This window comes from Paenibacillus sp. 1A_MP2 (assembly GCF_052244825.1).
GTDB lineage: Bacteria > Bacillota > Bacilli > Paenibacillales > Paenibacillaceae > Paenibacillus > Paenibacillus vandeheii.
In genome coordinates this window covers 63,549-83,803 of record NZ_JBQQCS010000001.1, presented here as the reverse complement: position 1 = coordinate 83,803, position 20,255 = coordinate 63,549, and the positions used below count along the sequence as shown (strand labels likewise).

Here is a 20,255-nt window from a genome sequence, read left to right as displayed (position 1 = left end):
GTGCATATGAACTATAAAGATGCTTCGCTTCCCGTTCAGGAACGGGTACAAGATCTTCTCGGTCGGATGACAACGGAGGAGAAGATAGGACAGCTGATTCAGCCCATGGGGTGGAAGACTTATGTTAAGGATGCAGATGGTACGGTTCGGGTTACGGATGAGTTTGAAAAGGACATCGCAGAGGGCGGGATTGGGTCATTGTATGGTGCCCTTCGTGCTGATCCCTGGACGGAAGTGACGCTGGAGACAGGCCTGACCCCTAGGCAGGGAGCTGTTGCCACCAATGAAATTCAGCGGTATGCCTTGGAGAACTCCAGGCTGGGGATCCCCATTTTGTTCGGGGAGGAGTGTTCTCACGGTCATATGGCGATTGGAGCGACCGTATTCCCGGTGCCGCTTGCTGTAGGAAGTGCCTGGAACGTGGAATTGTACCGCAAGATGTGCGAAGCGATTGCTGTGGAGACCCGGAGTCAAGGGGGAGCGGCAACGTATTCCCCTGTGCTGGATGTGGTGCGGGACCCGAGATGGGGGCGGACAGAGGAATGTTTTGCCGAAGATCCATACCTGATTGGTGAATTGGCGGTAGAAGCGATGAAAGGGCTGCAGGGTGAACGACTGGATACCAACCGGACAATTGTGGCGACACTCAAACATTTTGCAGCTTATGGAAGTTCAGAGGGTGGACGCAATGCGGCCCCTGTTCATATGGGATTACGTGAGTTGCATGAGGTGGATCTATTGCCCTTCAAGAAAGCGGTTGAAGCCGGAGCATGTTCTGTCATGACAGCGTATAACGAAATTGACGGTGTACCCTGTACATCGAGCTCGTATCTGTTAAATGATCTCCTGCGCGAGCAATGGGGATTTGACGGATTCGTCATCACCGATTTTGGTGCGATTCAGATGCTGGTCAGTGGACACAACACGGCGGAGAACGGGGAGCAGGCCGTTGCGCAGTCGCTTAAGGCAGGTGTGGACATGGAGATGTCCGGATACATGTACCGGAAGCATCTGGGGCAGGCGCTGGAGCAAGGAATAATCGAAGAACAGGATCTGGATACAGCAGTAAGGCGAGTGCTGGAGATGAAGTTCAGACTGGGTTTATTCGAACAGCCCTTCGTTGATCCTGACTTTGCAGAGCAGGTGATTGGATGTGAGGACCATATTCAGCTGGCGAGGAAAGTCGCGCAAGAGGGAATTATTTTACTTAAAAATGAAGCGAACATCCTTCCACTCAGTAATACAGGTACGAAGCTGGCCGTTATTGGACCGAATGCAAACCATGTCTACAACCAGCTTGGTGATTACACCTCGCCACAGCCGAGAGAACAGATTGTTACGGTGTTGGACGGGATTCGCCGTAAGCTTGGGACGGATACGGAGCAAGTGTTATACGCGCCCGGATGCCGCATCAAAGGCGATTCCAGAGAGGGCTTTGCACAAGCGCTTGCCTCTGCTGAACAAGCTGACATCATCGTTATGGTGATGGGTGGGTCAAGTAGTCGTGATTTTGGCGAAGGCACCATTGATCTGCGGACGGGGCATCCGTTGTCACGGATGATCCATGGAACGATATGGAGTGCGGTGAGGGCATAGACCGATCTTCTTTGAGCCTGATGGGTGTTCAACTGGAGCTGGTGCAGGAAGTACATAAGCTGGGGAAACCGATTATTGTTGTATATATTAACGGCCGACCCATTGCTGAACCTTGGATTGATGAGCATGCCCATGCCATCCTGGAAGCGTGGTACCCGGGGCAGGAGGGGGAACGCCATAGCAGATATTTTGTTCGGTGATGTGAATCCATCCGGTCGTCTTACCGTCTCCATTCCCAAACATGTGGGGCAGCTTCCGATCTATTACAATGCCAAACGCACCCGAGGTAAGCGATATCTGGAGACCGATCTTGCACCGCAGTATCCGTTCGGCTTTGGGCTGAGCTATACGGAATTTAAGTACGAGAATGTACGGGTTGTGCCGGAAGTGATCGGGCCAGACGATGAAGCTGAGGTGCAGGTGGAAATCACGAACACCGGATCAGTTGCTGGAGATGAGGTGGTGCAGCTGTATATTACGGACGTATCAGCTTCAGTAACCCGGGCTGAAATTTCACTGAAAGGGTTTCGCAAAATCCGTCTGGAGCCGGGACAGACTCGAACGGTTACTTTTCCTGTACAAAAAGAACATCTGGCGCTGATCGACTCCCGTCTTCAGCCTGTTGTCGAACCAGGTGAATTCAGACTGATGGTGGGCAGCAGCTCCAGAGACTGGACTGCTTGCAGTTTACACATTCAGAAGGTGGGGGTGGAGGTATGATTCGAATTCAGAGATTCATTCAGGATCTGGCTCAGCAGCAATGGCTCGATACGGTGGAGCTTCCAGAGTGGCAGATGCAGAAAGCTAAGTATATCCGGCCAGGAGAATACGAGTATGAACAGGAGAATGCCATTGTCCAAAGCTTAAATCCGCTCCATAGCAACCATGGAGCGACTTATTTTCTGAGCAAAACCATAGAGATTCCATGCAATTGGGAGGATCATGCGATTGGATTGATTTTTGAAGCTGGGGGTGAGGGGCTGCTGAAGGTGAATGGCGCGCCTTATCACGGACTGGACCGCAATCATTGGTATGTACCTTTACCCAGGAGTCGTGTGGGAACTACGCCTTTATTGGAGATTGAGCTGTATGATCCTATACCGGAACCGCATGACCCGCTAAACCGACAAGCGGTGATTCAGCCGCCGATCCGTGGTATCCGAACTGCTTTGGTATATGTGAATCAACCGCTACAGAGCTTGATGTACAGCATTACTGTACTTGCGGAGTCGCTGAAGGCATTGCCTGAGAAAGACTTGAAGCGGACCCATCTTGTCCGGGACATTCATCAGGTGATGGATGAGATGTACAACGAGCCGAATCGCTGGGTGGAGGCGGCATGGGTGCAGAATTTCGAAAATTCGCTGGCACATTCTGTGCAGAAGGAGGACCCGGAAGAATACCGGAATGGGTTCATGCATCTGGTTGGGCAGTCACATATCGATATTGCCTGGCTGTGGCCTGTACGTGAGACAGTCCGTAAATCCAGCCGTACTTTTTCCACGATGTGTACCTTGATGGATGAATACCCGGAGTTTGTATATTCGCAGAGCCAGCCGCAGCTGTATGCGTTTGTGAAAGAGCACTACCCGGAATTGTATGAGCGGGTCAAAGCCCGGGTTGCCGAAGGTCGCTGGGAGCTGGTTGGCGGCATGTGGGTGGAGCCGGACCTGAACATTCCGAGCGGTGAGTCCTTGGTAAGACAGATGTTGTACGGGCAGAACTTCTATCAGGAGGAGTTCGGCAAGCGTTCAAGCATTGAGTGGCTCCCCGATACCTTCGGGTACTGTGCTTCGTTGCCGCAGTTGCTAAAGTTGGCGGGCATTCCCTATTTTATGACCACCAAGCTCAATTGGAATGATACCAATGCTTTTCCATATGATCTATTTGATTGGGTGGGTATTGATGGAACCTCGGTGCTTGCGTACTTGAATCATGGAGTGAATGAACATACCCGGCCCAAAGATATGGATGAGCATTGGTTATCGTATAAGCAGAAGGATGTACATCCTGAGCAAATGCTGCTTTACGGTCATGGTGATGGCGGGGGCGGGGTCACGAATGAAATGGTGGAGTTCGGAGCGCGATCCCATCTCATGGTTGGGCAGCCCATCAGCAAGTTCAGTACAGCGGGAGCATTTTTCGAAGAAATATCTAACCATAATCCCCCTTTGCCGAAATGGCATGGAGACCTGTATCTGGAACTTCACCGGGGAACGTTTACTACCCATGCGCGGAATAAACGGAGCAATCGGAAAGCCGAAGTACTGTACCGTGAAGCGGAGATCTGGGAGCAGTTTGCCGGATCTTCTGAAGCAGCACAGGTGAAGAATAAGCTCGATGAAGGCTGGAAGCTGATCATGCTCAATCAGTTCCATGATATTATCCCGGGTACATCTATCCCCGAAGCATATGTCACCTCCGCGGAGGAGTATACGAAGGTATTTTCTCTGGGAACATCGGCGATGGAGAGCGCCCTCGGTACCCTTGTGGAACGTATTGCTACAGATAGTTTGGATGGCCTGCCTTACGTTATTTTTAATAGTCTGGGCTGGGAGCGCGGAGAAGTGGTGGCCATTACAGGCGACGTGAGTCTGACTGGTCTCGCTGCTTTTGATCATCAGGGTAATCATCTGGCAGGTGACCTAGAGCAAAATGGAGATGTGCTGACCCTGTCAGTTTATGTTCCATCCATTCCTGCCTTTGGGTATACCACGATATGGCTGCGCCAGGCATCGGATGCCGATCTTTCTGTATGGAAACAGGAGGAATCTTTCCCTTCCGTCTGGGAAACAGACTTCTACACGCTTGAATTTAACGATGTGGGAGAAATCACAAGATGGTATGACAAGTCCATCCAGCGGGAGTGGCTGAAGCCGGGAGATAAAGCGAACGAGTTACAGTTTTTCCATGACAAACCTACGTATTGGGATGCGTGGGATATTGACCCGAGGTTCGAATCTCAACGGGCAGGGGCGGTACAGCTGATCTCCGGACAGATCGTGCAGTGCGGGGCAACAAGGGATGTCCTTCGTTTCCACTGGAAGCTGAACAACTCGGACATTCACCAGGATATGATCCTGTATCGTCATCAGCGACGTGTGGATTTCAAGACCAAGGTAAACTGGGTTGAGAACCATAAGTTGCTCAAAGTCGCATTTCCGGTGGATTTGGTGTCAGCCAAAGCAACCTACGAAATTCCGTTTGGTGCGCTGGAGCGGCCAACCCATAACAATACCAGCTGGGAGCAGGCACAGTTTGAAGTGTGTGGGCATCGTTGGGCAGACGTCTCCGAAGGTAATAGCGGTGTAAGTCTGCTGAACGATTGCAAGTACGGGTACGACATCAAGGATCAGACGATTCGTCTGTCCCTGCTCCGTGCTCCGAAATGGCCGGATGAACATGCCGACCAGGGGGAGCATGAATTCACCTACTCGCTCCTGCCCCATCAAGGCGATTGGCGGGAAGCGGGTGTGGTACGCCGTGCAATGGAGCTGAACCATCCGGCCCAGGCTGTGGCAGCAGGCAGACATAAAGGCACATTAACGGCAGAGCATTCCTGGGTTCACTTTCGGAGCGAGCACGTCATTCTGGATACTGTCAAAGCTTCAGAAGACGGCACGGGGACGATACTGCGTTTCTATGAATCATCCGGCGGCAGAGAGACAGTTGAGCTTCAGTGGTCTGACGCACGGATACAAACGTCAGTGGTCAATCTGCTGGAGGACGAAATCCGCCCATTGGCTTGTCGTGAAGGGAAGCTCGAACTGACGTTCAAGCCTTATGAGATTCAATCCGTAAAAATCGGTTCACCGGAATAACGTAAGGTGCCAGATAAGAATCTTTTACAAGAAGAGGAGTGGACCGTGAATAGGGCGAAAGTGTAGTAGAGCATTCATCATGAATTTACATCAGGACGATAAAATACCAATTCAGCAGGAGGGTATAACATGAAATTAACGAACAAGATCGGCGTCATCGTGGACAGCTTTAACGTAGGCGTAAGAGAAGGGCTGAACAAAGCGAAAGACGTTGGAGCGGAGGGTGTACAGATCTATGCGGTCAAGGGAGAGATGGATCCCGAAAATCTGTCGCCTGCGGCTCGCAAAGAGTTAAGAAGTTATATCGATTCTCTTGGGCTTGAAATTTCTGCGCTGGTTGGCGATTTGGGTGGTCATGGGTTTCAGGTCAAGGAAGATAATCCGTGGAAAGTAGAGAAGTCCAAGCGCATCGTGGATCTTGCTCTTGATCTGGGTACGAATATCGTCACAACACATATCGGTATTGTTCCGCATGATCCTTCCTCCGAAGTGTATGCCACGCTGCATGCGGCTTGCGAAGAGCTGGGTCAATATGCGAAAAGTGTAGGTGCGTACTTTGCTATTGAGACAGGGCCGGAAACAGCCGCAGATTTGAAAGGATTCCTGGATACATTGTCGACCAATGGGGTATCGGTGAATTTTGACCCAGCAAATATGGTTATGGTTACGGGGGATGACCCGGCTCGCGGTGTCCATCTGTTGAAGGATTATATTGTCCACACCCATGTGAAAGATGGGGTGCGTCTCAAGGAAGTCGATCCGAGAGATGTATATGGCGCAGTAGGTTACGCGCCCATGGATCATGAGAAGATTGCCGAAATGGTTTCTTCTGGGACATTCTTCCGTGAAGTGCCGCTTGGAGAGGGCGGTGTGGATTTTGACGGATACTTTGCGGCCCTTCAGGAAATTGGTTACACAGGGTATCTGACAATTGAACGTGAAGTAGGCGATCAGCCGGAGCTGGACATTCGCAAAGCAGTTGAATTCATCAAACAATACCGGTAGGGAGCTGAGCAGATGAAAGTGGGCCTGAGTACGTATAGCTTGTTGAATGATTTGAATTCGGGTGAAATGACGGTTCTGGATATGATCGACTGGATTGCAGCAAATGGTGGTGAGCATATGGAGATGGTTCCGTATGGCTACACCGTGGAAGATAATTATGAGCTGGCTGATGCCATCCGGGAGCGAGCTGCTTCTGCAGGTATTGAGCTGTCCAACTATTCGATGCCTGCGAATTTCGTGCAGGAGACGGAAGAGGCTTTTGCGGAAGAAATGGCTCGGGTCCAAAGACATGTCGACGTCGTACACCGGATGGGTGTGAAGCATATGCGTCATGACGTCACGGCGTTTACGTTGCCAAAGGAGAAAATGACCATTGCCTGGTTCGAGGAAAATCTCCCGCTCATGGTGAAGGGAAGCCAGATCATTGCGGATTATGCTGCGCAGTTTGGTATTACGACAACCATCGAAAATCACGGCTTCAGCGTGCAGGCGAGCGATCGTGTGCAGCGTGTGCTGCATGCCGTGGATCGTCCGAACTTCAAAACAACACTCGACATTGGCAATTTCATGTGTGTGGATGAAAACCCGATTATCGGGGTCATGAAAAATCTGCCGTACGCTTCTCTGGTCCATTTCAAAGACTTCTATTTCCGTTCTTATGATGAACATCCGGGCGAAGGGGAGTGGTTTACCACTGCCAATGGTAATTTCCTGCGTGGAGCCATCGTTGGGCATGGGGACATCCCCATTCGCAAAATTGTGAAGCTGATCAAAGACTCCGGCTATGACGGCAACATAACGGTGGAGTTCGAAGGCATGGAGGAGTGCAAGTCAGCATCCAAAATCGCCATGAACAACCTGCGCCGATTCTGGGAAGAGGTTTAGCGGATTTGATTAAAAGGCTTTCAAAGGGGTCCAAGAAAGGAATTCTGCACTAACATAAATTGGTTCTCCATAAGGATTCAGTTACGATCATCACAAGTATGGTATAATGGATCTATTCAGCCTGGAGAACGACTGGCTATGGATAGGAGAGATCACTGATCTATGCAGGTATTCGAGGACTGGAACCAGAAAGTGAAGAGAACGTTTAATGCTACGAATCCCGAGGTTGTATTGACGGTATCTGAAGCAGGGAGTTTGTTGGGTCTGACCAAAGATCAGATGAAACTTTATGTAGACAAGAATAAACTAACTAAGGTCCCGATCATGAGAAGTGTTCACCGATACCTCTTGTTGAAAAGTGAAATAGATAGCATCGTAAAAACGCGCTAACCTCATAGGATCGACCACGCCATTTGACCGACAGGAATCGGGAGAGTGGTCTTTTTTTTGGATAAAAGAAGGCTTGCGGATAATCCTACCTATGAGCTTGTTATCCGTACTCTTGTCAACGGACAGCCTGTTCGTATATACTCATGTCGCAAGCGGCATTAGTGGTTTAATTACATGATATCAAGGAGATGAAGAACGCATGGCGATCAGCTTGAATGTGTATCTTGTAACGGATGGCAATGGACGTGAAGCAGTGGATTTTTATAAAAAAGCATTTGGAGCCGAAGTGTTAGCTCTCCAGACATTTGGCGACGGTCCATCCGATCCGGATCACCCCGTACCACCAGAAGCCAAAGACCGTATCATGCATGCTTCTTTGCAAATTGGCAGCTCTGTGCTGATGCTGTCCGACACATTTCCTGGCATGCCATATGTAGTGGGTAACCATGTTAATGTCACAGTGAATACGGATACCGCGGAGGAAGCCAAAGAAATCTTTAACCAGCTGCAAGATGGCGGGAAAGTGAAAATGCCGATTCAGGAAACGTTCTGGAGTCCGGCCTACGGTACGGTTATTGATAAATTTGGCGTTCAGTTCCAAATTAGCTGTGTGGCAGCAAGCCATCAGTAAAGTGCGAGTTAGCGTGTCTTTGATATAAAAAAACAAAATCTCCAGGACATGAGTTACATGGTCTGGAGGTTTTTTGCGACGCTGAAAGAAGGGGATGGGCGTACGCTACTTGAAAACTAGACCTCTTTCTGAAGCTTGGAGGGGTTGTTGATTTTATAAGGAACAGGGTTCCTGGTCAGCTTTTTCTTGATGATTTTGGCTTCAAACGTAAGCACATCACCAACCTCAAGCTCCTGTTTCTTCATGGTAGCACTGTGGCTGGACCAGGCTTCGCCAATGTCAACGACTTCAGGCTCCGTGATTGTTACGGCTTCATAGATGATGATTTCGTCATCATTGTCGGAGAAGTGGTTCGGCACGGTCGTAAATTCCTTCACAACGGCGGACATTTTCACTTTACCCTCCGGCAGCTCAATCTTGACTGATTTGGCTTTGCCTGCGGTTTTGGCCTTAGGTTTGGCTGCACTGCTGGTTGCATTTGCAGGTCCAACGTACTCTTCCACCAGACCCTCAGGGTCGCCTTTTAGAGCAGAAGAGTTATCATCGTCATCCGTGTCCACATCCGATTCGAAATCCATTGCATTCATACCGGATGGAATTTCATCCAGATTAGACGCAGCATCAGGCTCTTGAACGGTATCAGAGCTGGAGATATGATCTGGTTGGGTTGCAGCAACCGGTTCCCCGGGCTTGACTGTTCCCGCTCCAATTGAACTTTTCACATTATAGCTGGACGCCTGCATTTCTTTCAGGTACGACGGATGAATGCAGTGTTTCTGCTCATTGTCCAGTTGGATGACGGCTGCCATATGATCGACAAAGCCAACGATGGTACAAGGCATATTCAGTCCATTTCCTTTATAATAGAACGTTTTGACCTTGGTTGCTTTCTCCGACAGCAAACCCCACTCCTGGCACTTCTCAATCAGCTCGTCCTCGTTCTCCAAAGCGTTATAATACTGCGGTTCGATCATAAAAGCATATGCCATAACGAATTTCCGCCTTTCCAATCATTTCTTCATGTTCATCGTTGCCAAATTACAATCAGTGTATCACAAAAGTGTACCCTTAGATGAAGAATATAAAAGCGCCTGAATGGGCGCCTATGATATAATTTTCGGTAGACAATCGGTGGGAATGCTCTAAAGAAAGTGATAAACAAAAACCCACCGTTAAACAGGTTGACTCCTGCGGTGGGATTGATTTTGCATCGTAACAGACGTGCGCAGTAAGAGAGTTCTATCTTACCTCGCCTTGTTGACTATTCTTAGGTTACCATAGCCATTTTATACAGGCAAATGAGTGATTGCTTCTATATTAAAATTAATATTTTTTATGAATTTCTTTAGGGAGGATGATCTCCATGGATAAAAAAGTGAATTCTCAAACGCTTTGGCTTGGGGTGGGCATCGCCATTGGAACGAGTATTGGTGTGGCTGCAAATCAGGTTGGCCTGGGTATTGCCTTTGGTGTGGCATTGGGCGTCGTGGTTGGATCTGTCGTTAGTAAACGTGCTGGCTCGGGGCTGGATGATATGCTGAGTGAACATGTCAAGGAGTTGCATAAGCAAGAGGAATGGGAAGAATTGCTTGTGCGGTCGCAGGATCATCCGGTGCTGCTGCTGAAACACAGTACAACCTGTCCAATCAGTGCAAGAGCATACAGGGAGTTTATGGCGTTTGTGGGTTCGAATGCATCCAATCCTGCACAAAAAATGGAATACCGGATCGTCAAAGTTATTGAAAGCCGCACGCTTTCCCGCCGCATCGCTGAAGATACCGAGGTTCACCATGAATCGCCTCAAGTTCTGCTGCTGGACAGCGGCCGGGTGATCCAACATACATCACACGGGAAAATTACCCGAAAAAAATTGCTGCAATGGGCCCAGAATCCGTTTGGATGAAGGGCGAAGACATTACTCCTTTTGATAGCCTGGACGAATAAATTCGTCATGGATATGAATGGGAGTATTTTTTATGAGAATATGGTGAAACTTTAAAAAAAACAAAAAAAATCATATCCATACCATCTGATTTCGATTAAAATATAAACTGCCTTCATATAATCGGAATCGGAGTGATTCTTATGGAACAATATAAATTTAATTCGGAACATAGTAAAATGATTGTAAATGCTATTGTGGATGGATATCGCGATTATATTGATCACCGTAAAGATCGAAGAGAAAATATGAAGATCAGTTCAGCTTTTGCCTGGACCAAGGGCAATTTTATTGAAAGTAAAATAGCAGACTATTGCGGTCAACAAGGTTTTGCTCACAAGAAATCCAAAGCGGGTTTAACTTGGGACTACCTTCAGTTTACGCATGAAGATTCGAAGATTCTTTTTATGATTAAGAATGCTGCCTATTTTAATGAGAATTGCTTCTCACGAGCTAAAATACCAACTGGCGGGGGAAATAAAGGCCCGTTTCGAACGTATCTCCACGATCTCTCCAAAATCAATAAAGATTTGGAGTTCTCCCCAGATCCGCGCTTATTTTCTGCACAAGAAAAAGGGGAGAGAGTTGAACAACTATCATTTCCTATTTCAGAAAGCCAAGTAAGTCGTGTAAAAGAGGAGCTTGAGAATTTTGCATCCACTTATAATGAGTTCCATATTCTTACTTATGCCATTGATGACGCATATCAAATATCTGAAGTTCAGCATTATTTGCCCAATCCGGAAGATAATATAGCTTATTTTATAGAAGATTTATCTGATTTGATCTCTGGTGCAGATTTGAATGATGATGACCGCGAGGTTCTTGCGCCAGATATGGAAGATATCGTTGACCCTGCCGCATATGATATCGAAATCTTGGAGGCGGATAAGCAGGGTTGATTATGCAATGTTAGTACAATAAGGAGGGAGCAGCATGTTCATTGGTGAAAATTTGACCAATTTACGAATCATGCATGGATATTCTAGAAAACAGCTCTCCGAAAAGTTAGGTGTGACAGAACAAGCAGTTTGGCAATACGAGAACGCTTATACATCTCCTAAAGTGCAAATCGTGAATGAGTTGAAACGCATTTTCAGTGTGAAAAGTAAATATTTTTACACGAAAGATATGCTAGCCCAGCACATGACACCTGCCAACATTAATGTCATGAACATCGCCTATCGTTCGAAAGTGTTGAATGTTATATCCAAGACGCAGACAGAGGCAAAACATGTGGAATATCTAGATACGTTTGTAAATTACATTACGGCACAAATTAGCCTTCCGACGCTTAATATTATTAAGCTGCGGGATGAGGTTATTGAATATTTGAATCATTTTGAGGATGATCGAGTCACTCAGATCCAACATGCTGCCCAAATGGCACGCCAAAAGCTTGGTTTGGAGCCTTTCACGAATGAAAACCTAATGTTTCTGATCGAAAAGAGCGGTGTTTTTGTATTTGAAAAGGCCATTGGTGAGGCCATTGATGCATACAGCCTTTGGACGGAAAGTAATCGCCCGTTTATCATACTGGGTAATATGAAGCGTTCGGCGGTACGCAGAAATTTTGATATTGCACATGAGTTGGGTCATCTATTGCTGCATTATCGTCTTGAATTTGTTAATCTGGACCGGAAAGAGCACAAAATGATTGAGAATGAAGCAAATATATTTGCTACGGCATTCTTATTACCAGAAAACGAGTTTTTAAGGGATGTAAAAGAAATTGCTCATATTACTAATCCAGATAATTACCTGGAACTCAAAAAAAAATGGAAAACCTCACTACAAGTTTTAGGGTACAGAGCAGCCCATTTAGGAATTATGGGAACGAAGGACCATCGGAATTTCTATGCAGCAATGCATCGTAGAGGCTATTTGGAGAAAGAGCCTTTCGATTCCTCTATTCCTCTTCAAAAACCCATGAGGATCAAAACCATTGTTGATCTTCTCTCAAAGAAAGGCCTTTTGGATATTCGTTATATGATTGAGGAGGATTGGAAAGTGGAGACTTCCTTCTTTCATCACATGACGGGAATTAGTACTGACTTTTTTAACAAATACATGACCAATAAGCGAGAAACTAGCACTCAAAATGTTAGGGAAATGCCCACACGTAGTTCTTGAAATGGAGCAGAGCAAGGAGCGAGCGCTAACAAATCTGAGACGTCTTATTCAAGGGTTTGAAGCGCTTGCAGAAATCTAAGGAACCTGAGACACGCTGTATCAGAATGAACAGCCATTTGAAGCGTTTTTGTCAGGGGACTTTGGGAAATAACGTGTCTGATGTTCCTTACTTTATAAAAAGAGGGCTCGAAGGCAAAATAAGACGTCCTGTGTTCCTTAGAAAATCGTCTACTCATTCGCCAGCATCAGCATGCTTGAACTTTAAGACTTTTTAGAAGCTGACCTCCATCATGGTAGAGCTTGATTTAATTTGAAGACAGACCGTAATAGGTAATGATTGCTTAGTATAAAAATGCACAAAGACCTGTTCCCTTCAGCTAATAGCTGAGGTGAGCGGGTCTTTTTTACGCTTTTTTACACCCTGGCGGGTATTTCTTTACCCCCTTTTTACAGCGTTTCGTATTACGATTTCATATGTAGAAGGTTGCAAGAACGGTAGAGAGAGGGAGGAGAACACATGGTGAATGATGCCACGATAATCGGGCTGGTTGTGCTGTTGTTTGTGGTGTTCTGGGGATTTGTAAAGTTTTGTGAGAAAGCTTAGGGCAAGAAAGGGGAGGAGCCATATGATCGTCATCGGGATGATTGTGCTCGCGCTGGTGATCTATCTCGGTTACGTGCTGGTGAGGCCGGAGAAATTCTGATGGTCGCCTTATGCACGAATCCAGAAGCACTCGGATCGTCGATTTTTAGGGAGGAAATGCGGATATGAGTAGTGGTTTATTACAAGTAGCGGTAACGCTGCTAATCATCATACTGCTGGTGAAGCCAGTGGGGAGTTATCTGGTGAAGGTGTTTGACGGCAAGCGAACAGGGCTGGATCGGATATTTGGCGGACCTGAGCGACTGTTGTATCGATTGATGGGGGTGAAGGAGAACGAGTCGATGGGTTGGAAAAAGTACCTGTCGGCCGTGCTCCTCTCCAACTTCGTCATGCTGTTGTTGATGTTTCTGGTGCTGCGGCTGCAACAATATTTGCCACTCAACCCGGATGGCATCGCCAATATGCCTGCGGCGCAGGCATTCAACACGGCTGTTTCGTTCATGACCAACACGAACTGGCAGTCGTACACCGGCGAGAACTCCCTGTCGTATCTGTCACAGATGCTGGCAGTGACGTTTCCGATGTTCACCTCGGCGGCGACCGGCTTCGCGGTGGCAATTGCATTCATTCGCGGGCTGGTCGGCCGCCGGGATGGACTGGGTAACTTTTACGTCGACATGGTACGGTCAATCACGAGAATCTTTTTACCGCTGAGCTTCATTGTAGCGCTGTTCCTGGTATTCCAGGGTGTGCCGCAGACACTGGCGGGAGCGGTGAACGCAACCACGCTGGAGGGGGCGCAGCAAACGATTAGCCGCGGGCTGGTCGCTTCGCTGGAGTCGATCAAGCACCTAGGTACCAATGGTGGAGGCTGGTTCGGAACGAATGCAGCGCATCCATTTGAGAATCCAACAGCGTTGTCGAACTTGGTGCATATCGTCTGCATGATGCTGCTGCCAACCTCGCTGGTGTATGCCTTCGGCATCATGGTGAACAACCGGAAGCAGGGCTGGGCTCTGTTTGCGGCCATGAGTTTTCTTTTCCTCATCATGCTGACTACGGTATTTGTTTCGGAATATCGCGGTGTGCCTGCGCTGGATGCGATGGGCATTCAAGGCAATATGGAAGGTAAAGAGGTCAGGTTCGGAATATCCGAATCGGCGCTCTTCACGGCAGTCACAACAGCAGCTACAACAGGGTCGGTGAACAATATGCATGAGTCGCTTACTCCACTCGGCGGGATGGTGGCATTGGCTGAAATGATGCTCAACAACGTATTCGGCGGCAAAGGAGTAGGTTTGCTCAACGGATTGCTCTATGTCATTCTGGCTGTATTTATCTGTGGGCTGATGGTTGGGCGAACCCCTGAATTTCTGGGCAAAAAAATCGAGGGCAAAGAAGTGAAACTCGCGTCCATTGCGCTGCTCATTCACCCTTTGATTATTCTCGGTCCAACTGCGTTGGCGCTCATGCGCCCGGAAGCTGTAGCTTCGATTTCGAACTCAGGCATGCATGGCCTGACCGAGGTGCTTTATGCTTTTGCATCCGGGGCTGCCAATAATGGATCGGCGTTTGCCGGACTGAATGCCAACACAGACTTTTACAACATCGCCATTGGTGTGGTGATGCTGCTCGGAAGATACATTTCCATGATCGCGATGCTTGCTATTGCCGGATCACTGGCCACCAAACGAGTGGTTCCCGTAACAACGGGTACACTACGCACACATACGCCTCTTTTTGCAGGCATTCTGGTGATGATGATTGTGGTGGTCGGTGCGTTGACGTTCTTCCCATCACTGGCACTTGGACCGATTGCAGAGCATTTGGCGATGATCCGTTGATGGAGAGTACGGCAATCCGTTATGGGGATATGAGTGAGGACGTAGAGTGTGGAGGTGGATTAACGCAATGAATGCTATAGAACGAAAGAAGGAGCAGTCGGTGGAAGGAACAGGCATGGGCATGATTAGCCCTCATGGTAAGGGAACGCGAGGTACAGGTACAGATCAAGGTACTCCCAAAAGAACTAAAACTTTAAGTCGTGAGATTCTGCTTCAGGCATCCCTGGATGCTTTCAAAAAGCTGAACCCGGTCGTCATGATCAAAAATCCGGTGATGTTTATCGTTGAAGTAGGCACACTCATCACGTTGTTGTTGTGTATTAATCCGGACCTGTTTGTTGCATCCGAGGCAGGGCGAGGGTACAACATCGCAGTGTTTCTCATCCTGTTATTCACGTTGCTGTTTGCCAACTTTGCTGAAGCACTGGCAGAGGGGCGGGGCAAAGCTCAGGCAGACACACTGCGCAAGACGAAGTCGGACACAACGGCGAATCTGGTACAGAAAGACGGAACCCTCAAGCAAGTGTCTTCGACCCAGTTGAAAAAAGGAGATCTCGTCCGTGTAGAAGCGGGAGAGCTGATTCCCACGGACGGTGAGATCATTGAAGGGCTGGCCTCCATCGACGAGTCCGCCATTACCGGGGAATCTGCCCCGTGATCAAGGAGGCAGGTGGTGACTTCTCCTCCGTTACGGGAGGTACACGAGTCACTTCCGACTATATTGTCATGCGTGTACAGACCGATCCGGGGGAGTCGTTCCTCGACCGGATGATCTCACTTGTTGAAGGTGCACAGCGTCAGAAAACACCGAATGAAATTGCGCTGACTACACTGCTTGCCGTGTTGACCCTAATTTTTCTGATTGTCATATTAACGATGGTTCCGATGGCAAGCTACCTGGGCATCCGGCTTGATCTGGCGACACTAATCGCGTTGCTCGTCTGTCTGATTCCAACAACGATCGGCGGGCTGTTATCCGCCATTGGGATCGCAGGCATGGACCGCGTAACACAGTTCAACGTACTCGCCATGTCGGGGAAAGCGGTGGAAGCGGCAGGCGATATTGATACGCTGATCCTGGACAAAACCGGAACGATCACGTACGGAAACCGCATGGCTGCTGAGTTTGTCCCTGTTCAGGGGGTGTCAGCACAGGAGATGACCCGGGCTGCGCTGCAAGCTTCCGTAGTGGATGAGACACCAGAGGGGCGCTCGGTCGTTGAGTTAGCTGGCAAGCAGGGCGAGAACTGGGCGGAGACGGAATATGCAGATGCAGAGCATGTGAGCTTCACCGCAGAGACCCGTATGTCGGGTCTGAATCTAAGCGGTGGGAAGCAGATTCGCAAAGGTGCGGTGGATGCGATCAAACGCCATATTTCCTCCCGTGGAGGACGGATACCTGGGGATTTGGATGATATAGCCAACCGAATTGCGAAGGCTGGGGGTACACCGCTTGCTGTTGCAATGGACGACCAGATTTATGGTGTAATCTATCTGAAAGATACGGTGAAGCCAGGTCTGAAGGAGAAATTCGCCGAGATGCGAGCTATGGGTATCAAGACGATTATGTGTACGGGCGATAACCCACTGACGGCGGCGACCATTGCGCTGGAAGCGGGCGTGGATGATTTTATTGCCGAAGCGAAACCGGAAGACAAGATTACTGCGATCAAAAAAGAGCAGCAGGAAGGAAAGCTCGTCGCCATGACGGGCGACGGGACCAATGATGCTCCTGCTCTGGCACAGGCCGATGTAGGCCTGGCGATGAATTCAGGCACCATGGCAGCCAAGGAAGCGGCCAACATGATTGATCTGGATTCCGACCCGACCAAGCTGCTGTCGGTCGTCTCCATTGGCAAGCAGCTGCTTATTACCCGCGGCGCGCTGACGACTTTTTCGATATCGAATGATATTGCCAAGTATTTCGCCATCATTCCGGCCATGTTTATTTTGGCTATGCCGCAGCTCCAGGCATTGAATATTATGAATCTCGCTTCACCACAGTCCGCAATTCTGTCTGCATTGATCTTCAACGCCATCATTATCCCGCTGCTCATTCCTATCGCTATGCGGGGTGTGAAATATCGAGCCATGTCCGCGGAGCGGCTGCTTGGACGGAATGTATTCATCTATGGCGTAGGCGGCGTGATCGTGCCGTTCATCGGAATCAAGCTGATCGATCTGGTGCTGTCGGGACTTCATCTGGTGTAAATGGTACAACTAATAATGAAATCAGGATGTGATTCATATGAAACAGGTACTGCCTGCCATCCGGTTGTCTGTCGTGCTTATGCTAATCTGCGGAATTGTCTATCCGCTGGTCACGACCGGAGTGGCTCAACTGCTTTTCCCTAATCATGCCAACGGCAGTCTGATCACAGCGGACGGAAAAACAATCGGTTCGTCGCTGCTGGCGCAGGAAGTAAAATCGCCGGGGCTGTTCCAGCCCCGGGCCTCGAACGCCAGTTATGATGGAACAGCTTCAGCAGGTTCCAATCGCGCCGTGGCGTCTGAGGCGTATATCCTTGAGATGAAGGAAAAGGTGGCTCTGGTCCAACAGGAGAACCCGGGCTTGCAGCACATTCCTGCGGATCTCGTGACGAGTTCGGGTTCGGGTCTGGACCCGGATCTGTCACCTGAAGCGGCAAAAGCACAGATTCCTCGTATTAGTCAGGCAACAGGCCTTAGCGAGCAGCAGCTTGCCCAGATCGTGGAGGAACATACACAAGGGCGACAGCTGGGCATCTTCGGTGAGCCACGTGTGAATGTGACCGCACTGAATCTGGTATTGAAGGCAGAGCTGAAGTAAGGGAGCGGGGTGTTTGAAAGAGATCATATTTTACGGTCCGTCTGCAGAAAGGATACGTTGTTCGGGCTCCATTTGCTTGGAAATGTGTTAATCACATATAAGATATAGTCTGCGATGTATGTTGTATGAAAAACCATATCTGGCCTTCTTCCGAGTTTCGGAAGGGGCTTTCTCCATGTTGTGTAACAGTTATGGATAGGGGGAGTGGGCGGGATGGAGGACAGCTTCAAGCGCAAGTCTCCGGAAGACATTTTGAAGATGATTACGAAGCTGCAGCAGGGCACCTTGAAAATTTACATTGGTCCAGTAAGTGGCTCAGGCAAAACATATCATATGCTGAGGGAAGGAAACACATTGCGCCAGCAGGGTATTGATGTCGTCATCTGCGCCGTGTCGACCATGCGCAGACCGGAGACGGTGGAGCAGCTGGGTGAGTTGGAACGGATTCCAAGCATTCACTGGTCTCGTGGGAAAGACGGCATGGAGATGAAGGACCTGAATCTGGACGCCCTGCTCGCGCGTAATCCGGAAGTGGTGCTCGTTGACGGATTGGCCCATCGAAACCGGAAAGGAGCACGTCACGCAACACGGCTGGAGGATATACAGTATTTGCTGCGGCATAACATCAGCGTCATTACAACGGTGAACGTATATGAGCTGGAGGGATATACGGAGCTTGCACGTCAGCTTACGGGTATCGCCGTGGAACATACCGTGCCTGCGGATACCCTTGAACTGGCCGATGAGGTGAAGCTGATCGACGTGACGCCGGAAACGGTATTGAGCCGACTCGCTGAGGGACATCTTAGGGGACATGAAGGAGAAGCGGTGTTTCGACAGGGGAATCTGGGTGTTTTACGTGAGCTGGCTCTCCGGCTTGTCGCGGAAGGGGTTAACGAATCGCTGCGAGAGCACCGGGAAGAGATGGGCATTACCGTGACGACAGGCATCATGGAACGTATTCTGGTATCCACCCAATATCACTGGAATGGGTCGATCTACATTCGGCGCGGACAACAGATTGCGAAGAGGCTGAACGGGGATTTGCAAGCCGTGACCTTCCGCAATATGAAGCAGCCGTTAACCAAGGAGGCTATTGTTTTCCGTCGCAGCATGATCAAACTGGTAGAGAAGTTTGGTGGTCGATTCGAGGAATTAACTGTCGTACATCGCCGGAAAATGCCATCAACGCTGGCACAATATGCGGTCCAGCATCAGATTACCCGAATCGTAATGGGACATTCACGACACACCCGCTGGCAGGAGCTGTGGCAAGGATCATTCGTTAACTCCCTGCTGCGCAGGATGCGGGGCGTCGATCTTTTCCTGTTGGCGGATCGAGCACAGCAGGAGGGAGAGCGTGTGCTCCCTGCCCGTTTGCCCGAAATGGAGACACCGACCTATCGCAGGTTAAGCGAGCAGGAAATGAAAGAACAGATCGGCCAGATTCGGCGTGGTAAGTTCAAAGTATATATCGGTGCTGCCCCAGGCGTAGGGAAAACCTATATGATGCTCCGGGAAGGCAATGATCTGCTTCGTAAAGGCATCGACGTGCAGATTGGTCTGTTGGAGACGCATAATCGGGCGGAGACGGTGGAGCAGATTGGTCAATTGTCCGTAATTCCACGGGAGCAGCGGATATATCAGGAGGTCCAATTGGAGGAGATGGATACCGAGGCGATTCTCCGTCTGTGTCCCGAAGTGGTGTTGGTGGATGAACTTGCACATACAAATATTCCAGGAAGCATGCGGCAAAAACGGTACGAAGATGTGCTTCTTCTGTTGGAGGCAGGTATTTCCGTCATCACCACAGTTAATGTGCAGCATCTGGAAAGTTTGAACGATGCAGTGGAACATATTACGGGGATTCGGGTCCGAGAGACGGTGCCGGATCAGATTTTGCAAATGGCGGATGAGGTTCAGCTCATTGATGTAGCCCCGCAGGCCTTGCGGCAGCGCATGCGGGAGGGTAAAATCTATGCAGCAGCCAAGGTGAATCAAGCACTGGAGCATTTCTTTCGCATTGGCAATCTGATTGCCTTGCGGGAACTTGCCCTGCGCGAACTGGCGGATGATGTGGATGAACGTTTGGAATCTCAGGAGCCCAAAAGCGCGCTGCGCGGTCCCTGGCGCAGACAGGAAGCAGTCTTTGTCTGCGTAAGCTGTGATGAACATGCCGATCGGCTGATCCGGCGTGGATTTCGTACCGCCTATCGACTGAAGGCGGTCTGGCATGTGCATCATGTTTATGTAGGCAAGGTTATGAGTGACGAGGCAAGGTGTCAATTGGAGGAGCTGGAACAGCTCACGGTCCGATTGGGCGGGGAATTTTACATTCATCACTGTCTGAGACTGAGAGATGTGCCTGGTATTTTGGCAGGTAGAGCTTCTGAAGAAAAAGCAACGCAGCTTGTAGTGGGTCAGGCAAAACGTGTCTGGTGGCTGAATGGCTACCGTGGAAAAGGATCGGTTGTCAGCAGGCTGGTACGGCTATCGAGGCATATAGATGTATTGATTGTTGCAGATTACGATTATGATCAGAGCGGGATGTGAATTGTACTGTGTCTGAACGAACCAAAGGGGAAGCGGTTTGGT

Annotated in this window: 13 protein-coding genes and 2 pseudogenes; 14 read left to right on the top strand and 1 reads right to left on the bottom strand. The window is 49.2% G+C overall.

The features are described from left to right. The first annotated feature begins 6 nt into the window (after positions 1–6). The 6 genes and pseudogenes from ACTWJ7_RS00530 (at position 7) to ACTWJ7_RS00505 (ending at position 8,328) form a co-directional block, all read left to right on the top strand. Positions 7–2,316: pseudogene (locus tag ACTWJ7_RS00530) on the top strand (glycoside hydrolase family 3 N-terminal domain-containing protein). Then, on the top strand, positions 2,313–5,417 hold the full coding sequence (locus ACTWJ7_RS00525; RefSeq protein WP_301881023.1) for an alpha-mannosidase: 3,105 nt from the start codon (positions 2,313–2,315) through the stop codon (positions 5,415–5,417). Before ACTWJ7_RS00530 ends, ACTWJ7_RS00525 begins: the two are co-directional and overlap by 4 nt. Before the next feature lie 129 nt (positions 5,418–5,546). Further along, positions 5,547–6,422 (top strand): sugar phosphate isomerase/epimerase family protein, encoded by an 876-nt coding sequence (locus ACTWJ7_RS00520; protein ID WP_301881022.1) that lies wholly within the window; start codon positions 5,547–5,549, stop codon positions 6,420–6,422. Between the two features lie 12 nt (positions 6,423–6,434). Beyond that, positions 6,435–7,307 carry a sugar phosphate isomerase/epimerase family protein gene (locus ACTWJ7_RS00515; RefSeq protein WP_301881021.1) on the top strand — a complete coding sequence of 291 codons (873 nt, stop codon included), beginning with the start codon at positions 6,435–6,437 and terminating at the stop codon, positions 7,305–7,307. A gap of 162 nt (positions 7,308–7,469) precedes the next feature. Next, the gene (locus ACTWJ7_RS00510; protein ID WP_024629454.1) at positions 7,470–7,697 is read left to right on the top strand and encodes a hypothetical protein; all 228 of its coding nucleotides are present in this window, start codon (positions 7,470–7,472) and stop codon (positions 7,695–7,697) included. Between the two features lie 199 nt (positions 7,698–7,896). Continuing rightward, on the top strand, positions 7,897–8,328 hold the full coding sequence (locus ACTWJ7_RS00505) for a VOC family protein (RefSeq protein WP_301881020.1): 432 nt from the start codon (positions 7,897–7,899) through the stop codon (positions 8,326–8,328). Positions 8,329–8,444: 116 nt separating this feature from the next. On the opposite strand, the gene ACTWJ7_RS00500 is transcribed toward ACTWJ7_RS00505, so the two are convergent. Then, positions 8,445–9,317 carry a hypothetical protein gene (locus ACTWJ7_RS00500; RefSeq protein ID WP_301881019.1) on the bottom strand — a complete coding sequence of 291 codons (873 nt, stop codon included), beginning with the start codon at positions 9,315–9,317 and terminating at the stop codon, positions 8,445–8,447. A 374-nt stretch (positions 9,318–9,691) separates the two neighbouring features. Between ACTWJ7_RS00500 and ytxJ the strand changes: the two genes are divergently transcribed. The 8 genes and pseudogenes from ytxJ to ACTWJ7_RS00460 all read left to right on the top strand — a co-directional run bounded on the left by ytxJ (position 9,692) and on the right by ACTWJ7_RS00460 (position 20,213). Then, positions 9,692–10,231 (top strand): bacillithiol system redox-active protein YtxJ, encoded by a 540-nt coding sequence (ytxJ, locus tag ACTWJ7_RS00495; protein ID WP_301881018.1) that lies wholly within the window; start codon positions 9,692–9,694, stop codon positions 10,229–10,231. A gap of 182 nt (positions 10,232–10,413) precedes the next feature. Continuing rightward, positions 10,414–11,172 carry a spr1630 family ClpXP-sensitive toxin gene (locus ACTWJ7_RS00490; RefSeq protein ID WP_301881017.1) on the top strand — a complete coding sequence of 253 codons (759 nt, stop codon included), beginning with the start codon at positions 10,414–10,416 and terminating at the stop codon, positions 11,170–11,172. 34 nt (positions 11,173–11,206) lie between these two features. Then, on the top strand, positions 11,207–12,403 hold the full coding sequence (locus ACTWJ7_RS00485; RefSeq protein WP_301881016.1) for a spr1629 family repressor/antitoxin: 1,197 nt from the start codon (positions 11,207–11,209) through the stop codon (positions 12,401–12,403). A 626-nt stretch (positions 12,404–13,029) separates the two neighbouring features. After that, a complete protein-coding gene (locus ACTWJ7_RS00480) occupies positions 13,030–13,107 on the top strand; it encodes a potassium-transporting ATPase subunit F (RefSeq protein WP_082350862.1) in 78 nt (25 codons plus the stop codon). Positions 13,108–13,171: 64 nt separating this feature from the next. After that, complete coding sequence (gene kdpA / locus ACTWJ7_RS00475; protein ID WP_301881015.1) at positions 13,172–14,851, top strand: potassium-transporting ATPase subunit KdpA; 1,680 nt, start codon at positions 13,172–13,174, stop codon at positions 14,849–14,851. Between the two features lie 121 nt (positions 14,852–14,972). After that, positions 14,973–17,062: pseudogene (kdpB, locus tag ACTWJ7_RS00470) on the top strand (potassium-transporting ATPase subunit KdpB). A 37-nt stretch (positions 17,063–17,099) separates the two neighbouring features. Further along, the gene (gene kdpC / locus ACTWJ7_RS00465) at positions 17,100–17,660 is read left to right on the top strand and encodes a potassium-transporting ATPase subunit KdpC (RefSeq protein ID WP_301881014.1); all 561 of its coding nucleotides are present in this window, start codon (positions 17,100–17,102) and stop codon (positions 17,658–17,660) included. 213 nt (positions 17,661–17,873) lie between these two features. Continuing rightward, positions 17,874–20,213 (top strand): histidine kinase, encoded by a 2,340-nt coding sequence (locus ACTWJ7_RS00460; RefSeq protein ID WP_301881013.1) that lies wholly within the window; start codon positions 17,874–17,876, stop codon positions 20,211–20,213. Positions 20,214–20,255 lie beyond the last annotated feature (42 nt).

What these genes read in the sequence shown, in the direction of transcription:
- ACTWJ7_RS00515 (WP_301881021.1), top strand. Translation starts at nt 6,435, where the DNA reads ATGAAAGTGGGCCTGAGTACGTATAGCTTGTTGAATGATTTGAATTCG.
- ytxJ (WP_301881018.1), top strand. Translation starts at nt 9,692, where the DNA reads ATGGATAAAAAAGTGAATTCTCAAACGCTTTGGCTTGGGGTGGGCATC.
- ACTWJ7_RS00505 (WP_301881020.1), top strand. Translation starts at nt 7,897, where the DNA reads ATGGCGATCAGCTTGAATGTGTATCTTGTAACGGATGGCAATGGACGT.
- kdpA (WP_301881015.1), top strand. Translation starts at nt 13,172, where the DNA reads ATGAGTAGTGGTTTATTACAAGTAGCGGTAACGCTGCTAATCATCATA.
- ACTWJ7_RS00490 (WP_301881017.1), top strand. Translation starts at nt 10,414, where the DNA reads ATGGAACAATATAAATTTAATTCGGAACATAGTAAAATGATTGTAAAT.
- ACTWJ7_RS00510 (WP_024629454.1), top strand. Translation starts at nt 7,470, where the DNA reads ATGCAGGTATTCGAGGACTGGAACCAGAAAGTGAAGAGAACGTTTAAT.
- ACTWJ7_RS00500 (WP_301881019.1), bottom strand. Translation starts at nt 9,317, where the DNA reads ATGGCATATGCTTTTATGATCGAACCGCAGTATTATAACGCTTTGGAG.
- kdpC (WP_301881014.1), top strand. Translation starts at nt 17,100, where the DNA reads ATGAAACAGGTACTGCCTGCCATCCGGTTGTCTGTCGTGCTTATGCTA.
- ACTWJ7_RS00525 (WP_301881023.1), top strand. Translation starts at nt 2,313, where the DNA reads ATGATTCGAATTCAGAGATTCATTCAGGATCTGGCTCAGCAGCAATGG.
- ACTWJ7_RS00520 (WP_301881022.1), top strand. Translation starts at nt 5,547, where the DNA reads ATGAAATTAACGAACAAGATCGGCGTCATCGTGGACAGCTTTAACGTA.
- ACTWJ7_RS00460 (WP_301881013.1), top strand. Translation starts at nt 17,874, where the DNA reads ATGGAGGACAGCTTCAAGCGCAAGTCTCCGGAAGACATTTTGAAGATG.
- ACTWJ7_RS00480 (WP_082350862.1), top strand. Translation starts at nt 13,030, where the DNA reads ATGATCGTCATCGGGATGATTGTGCTCGCGCTGGTGATCTATCTCGGT.
- ACTWJ7_RS00485 (WP_301881016.1), top strand. Translation starts at nt 11,207, where the DNA reads ATGTTCATTGGTGAAAATTTGACCAATTTACGAATCATGCATGGATAT.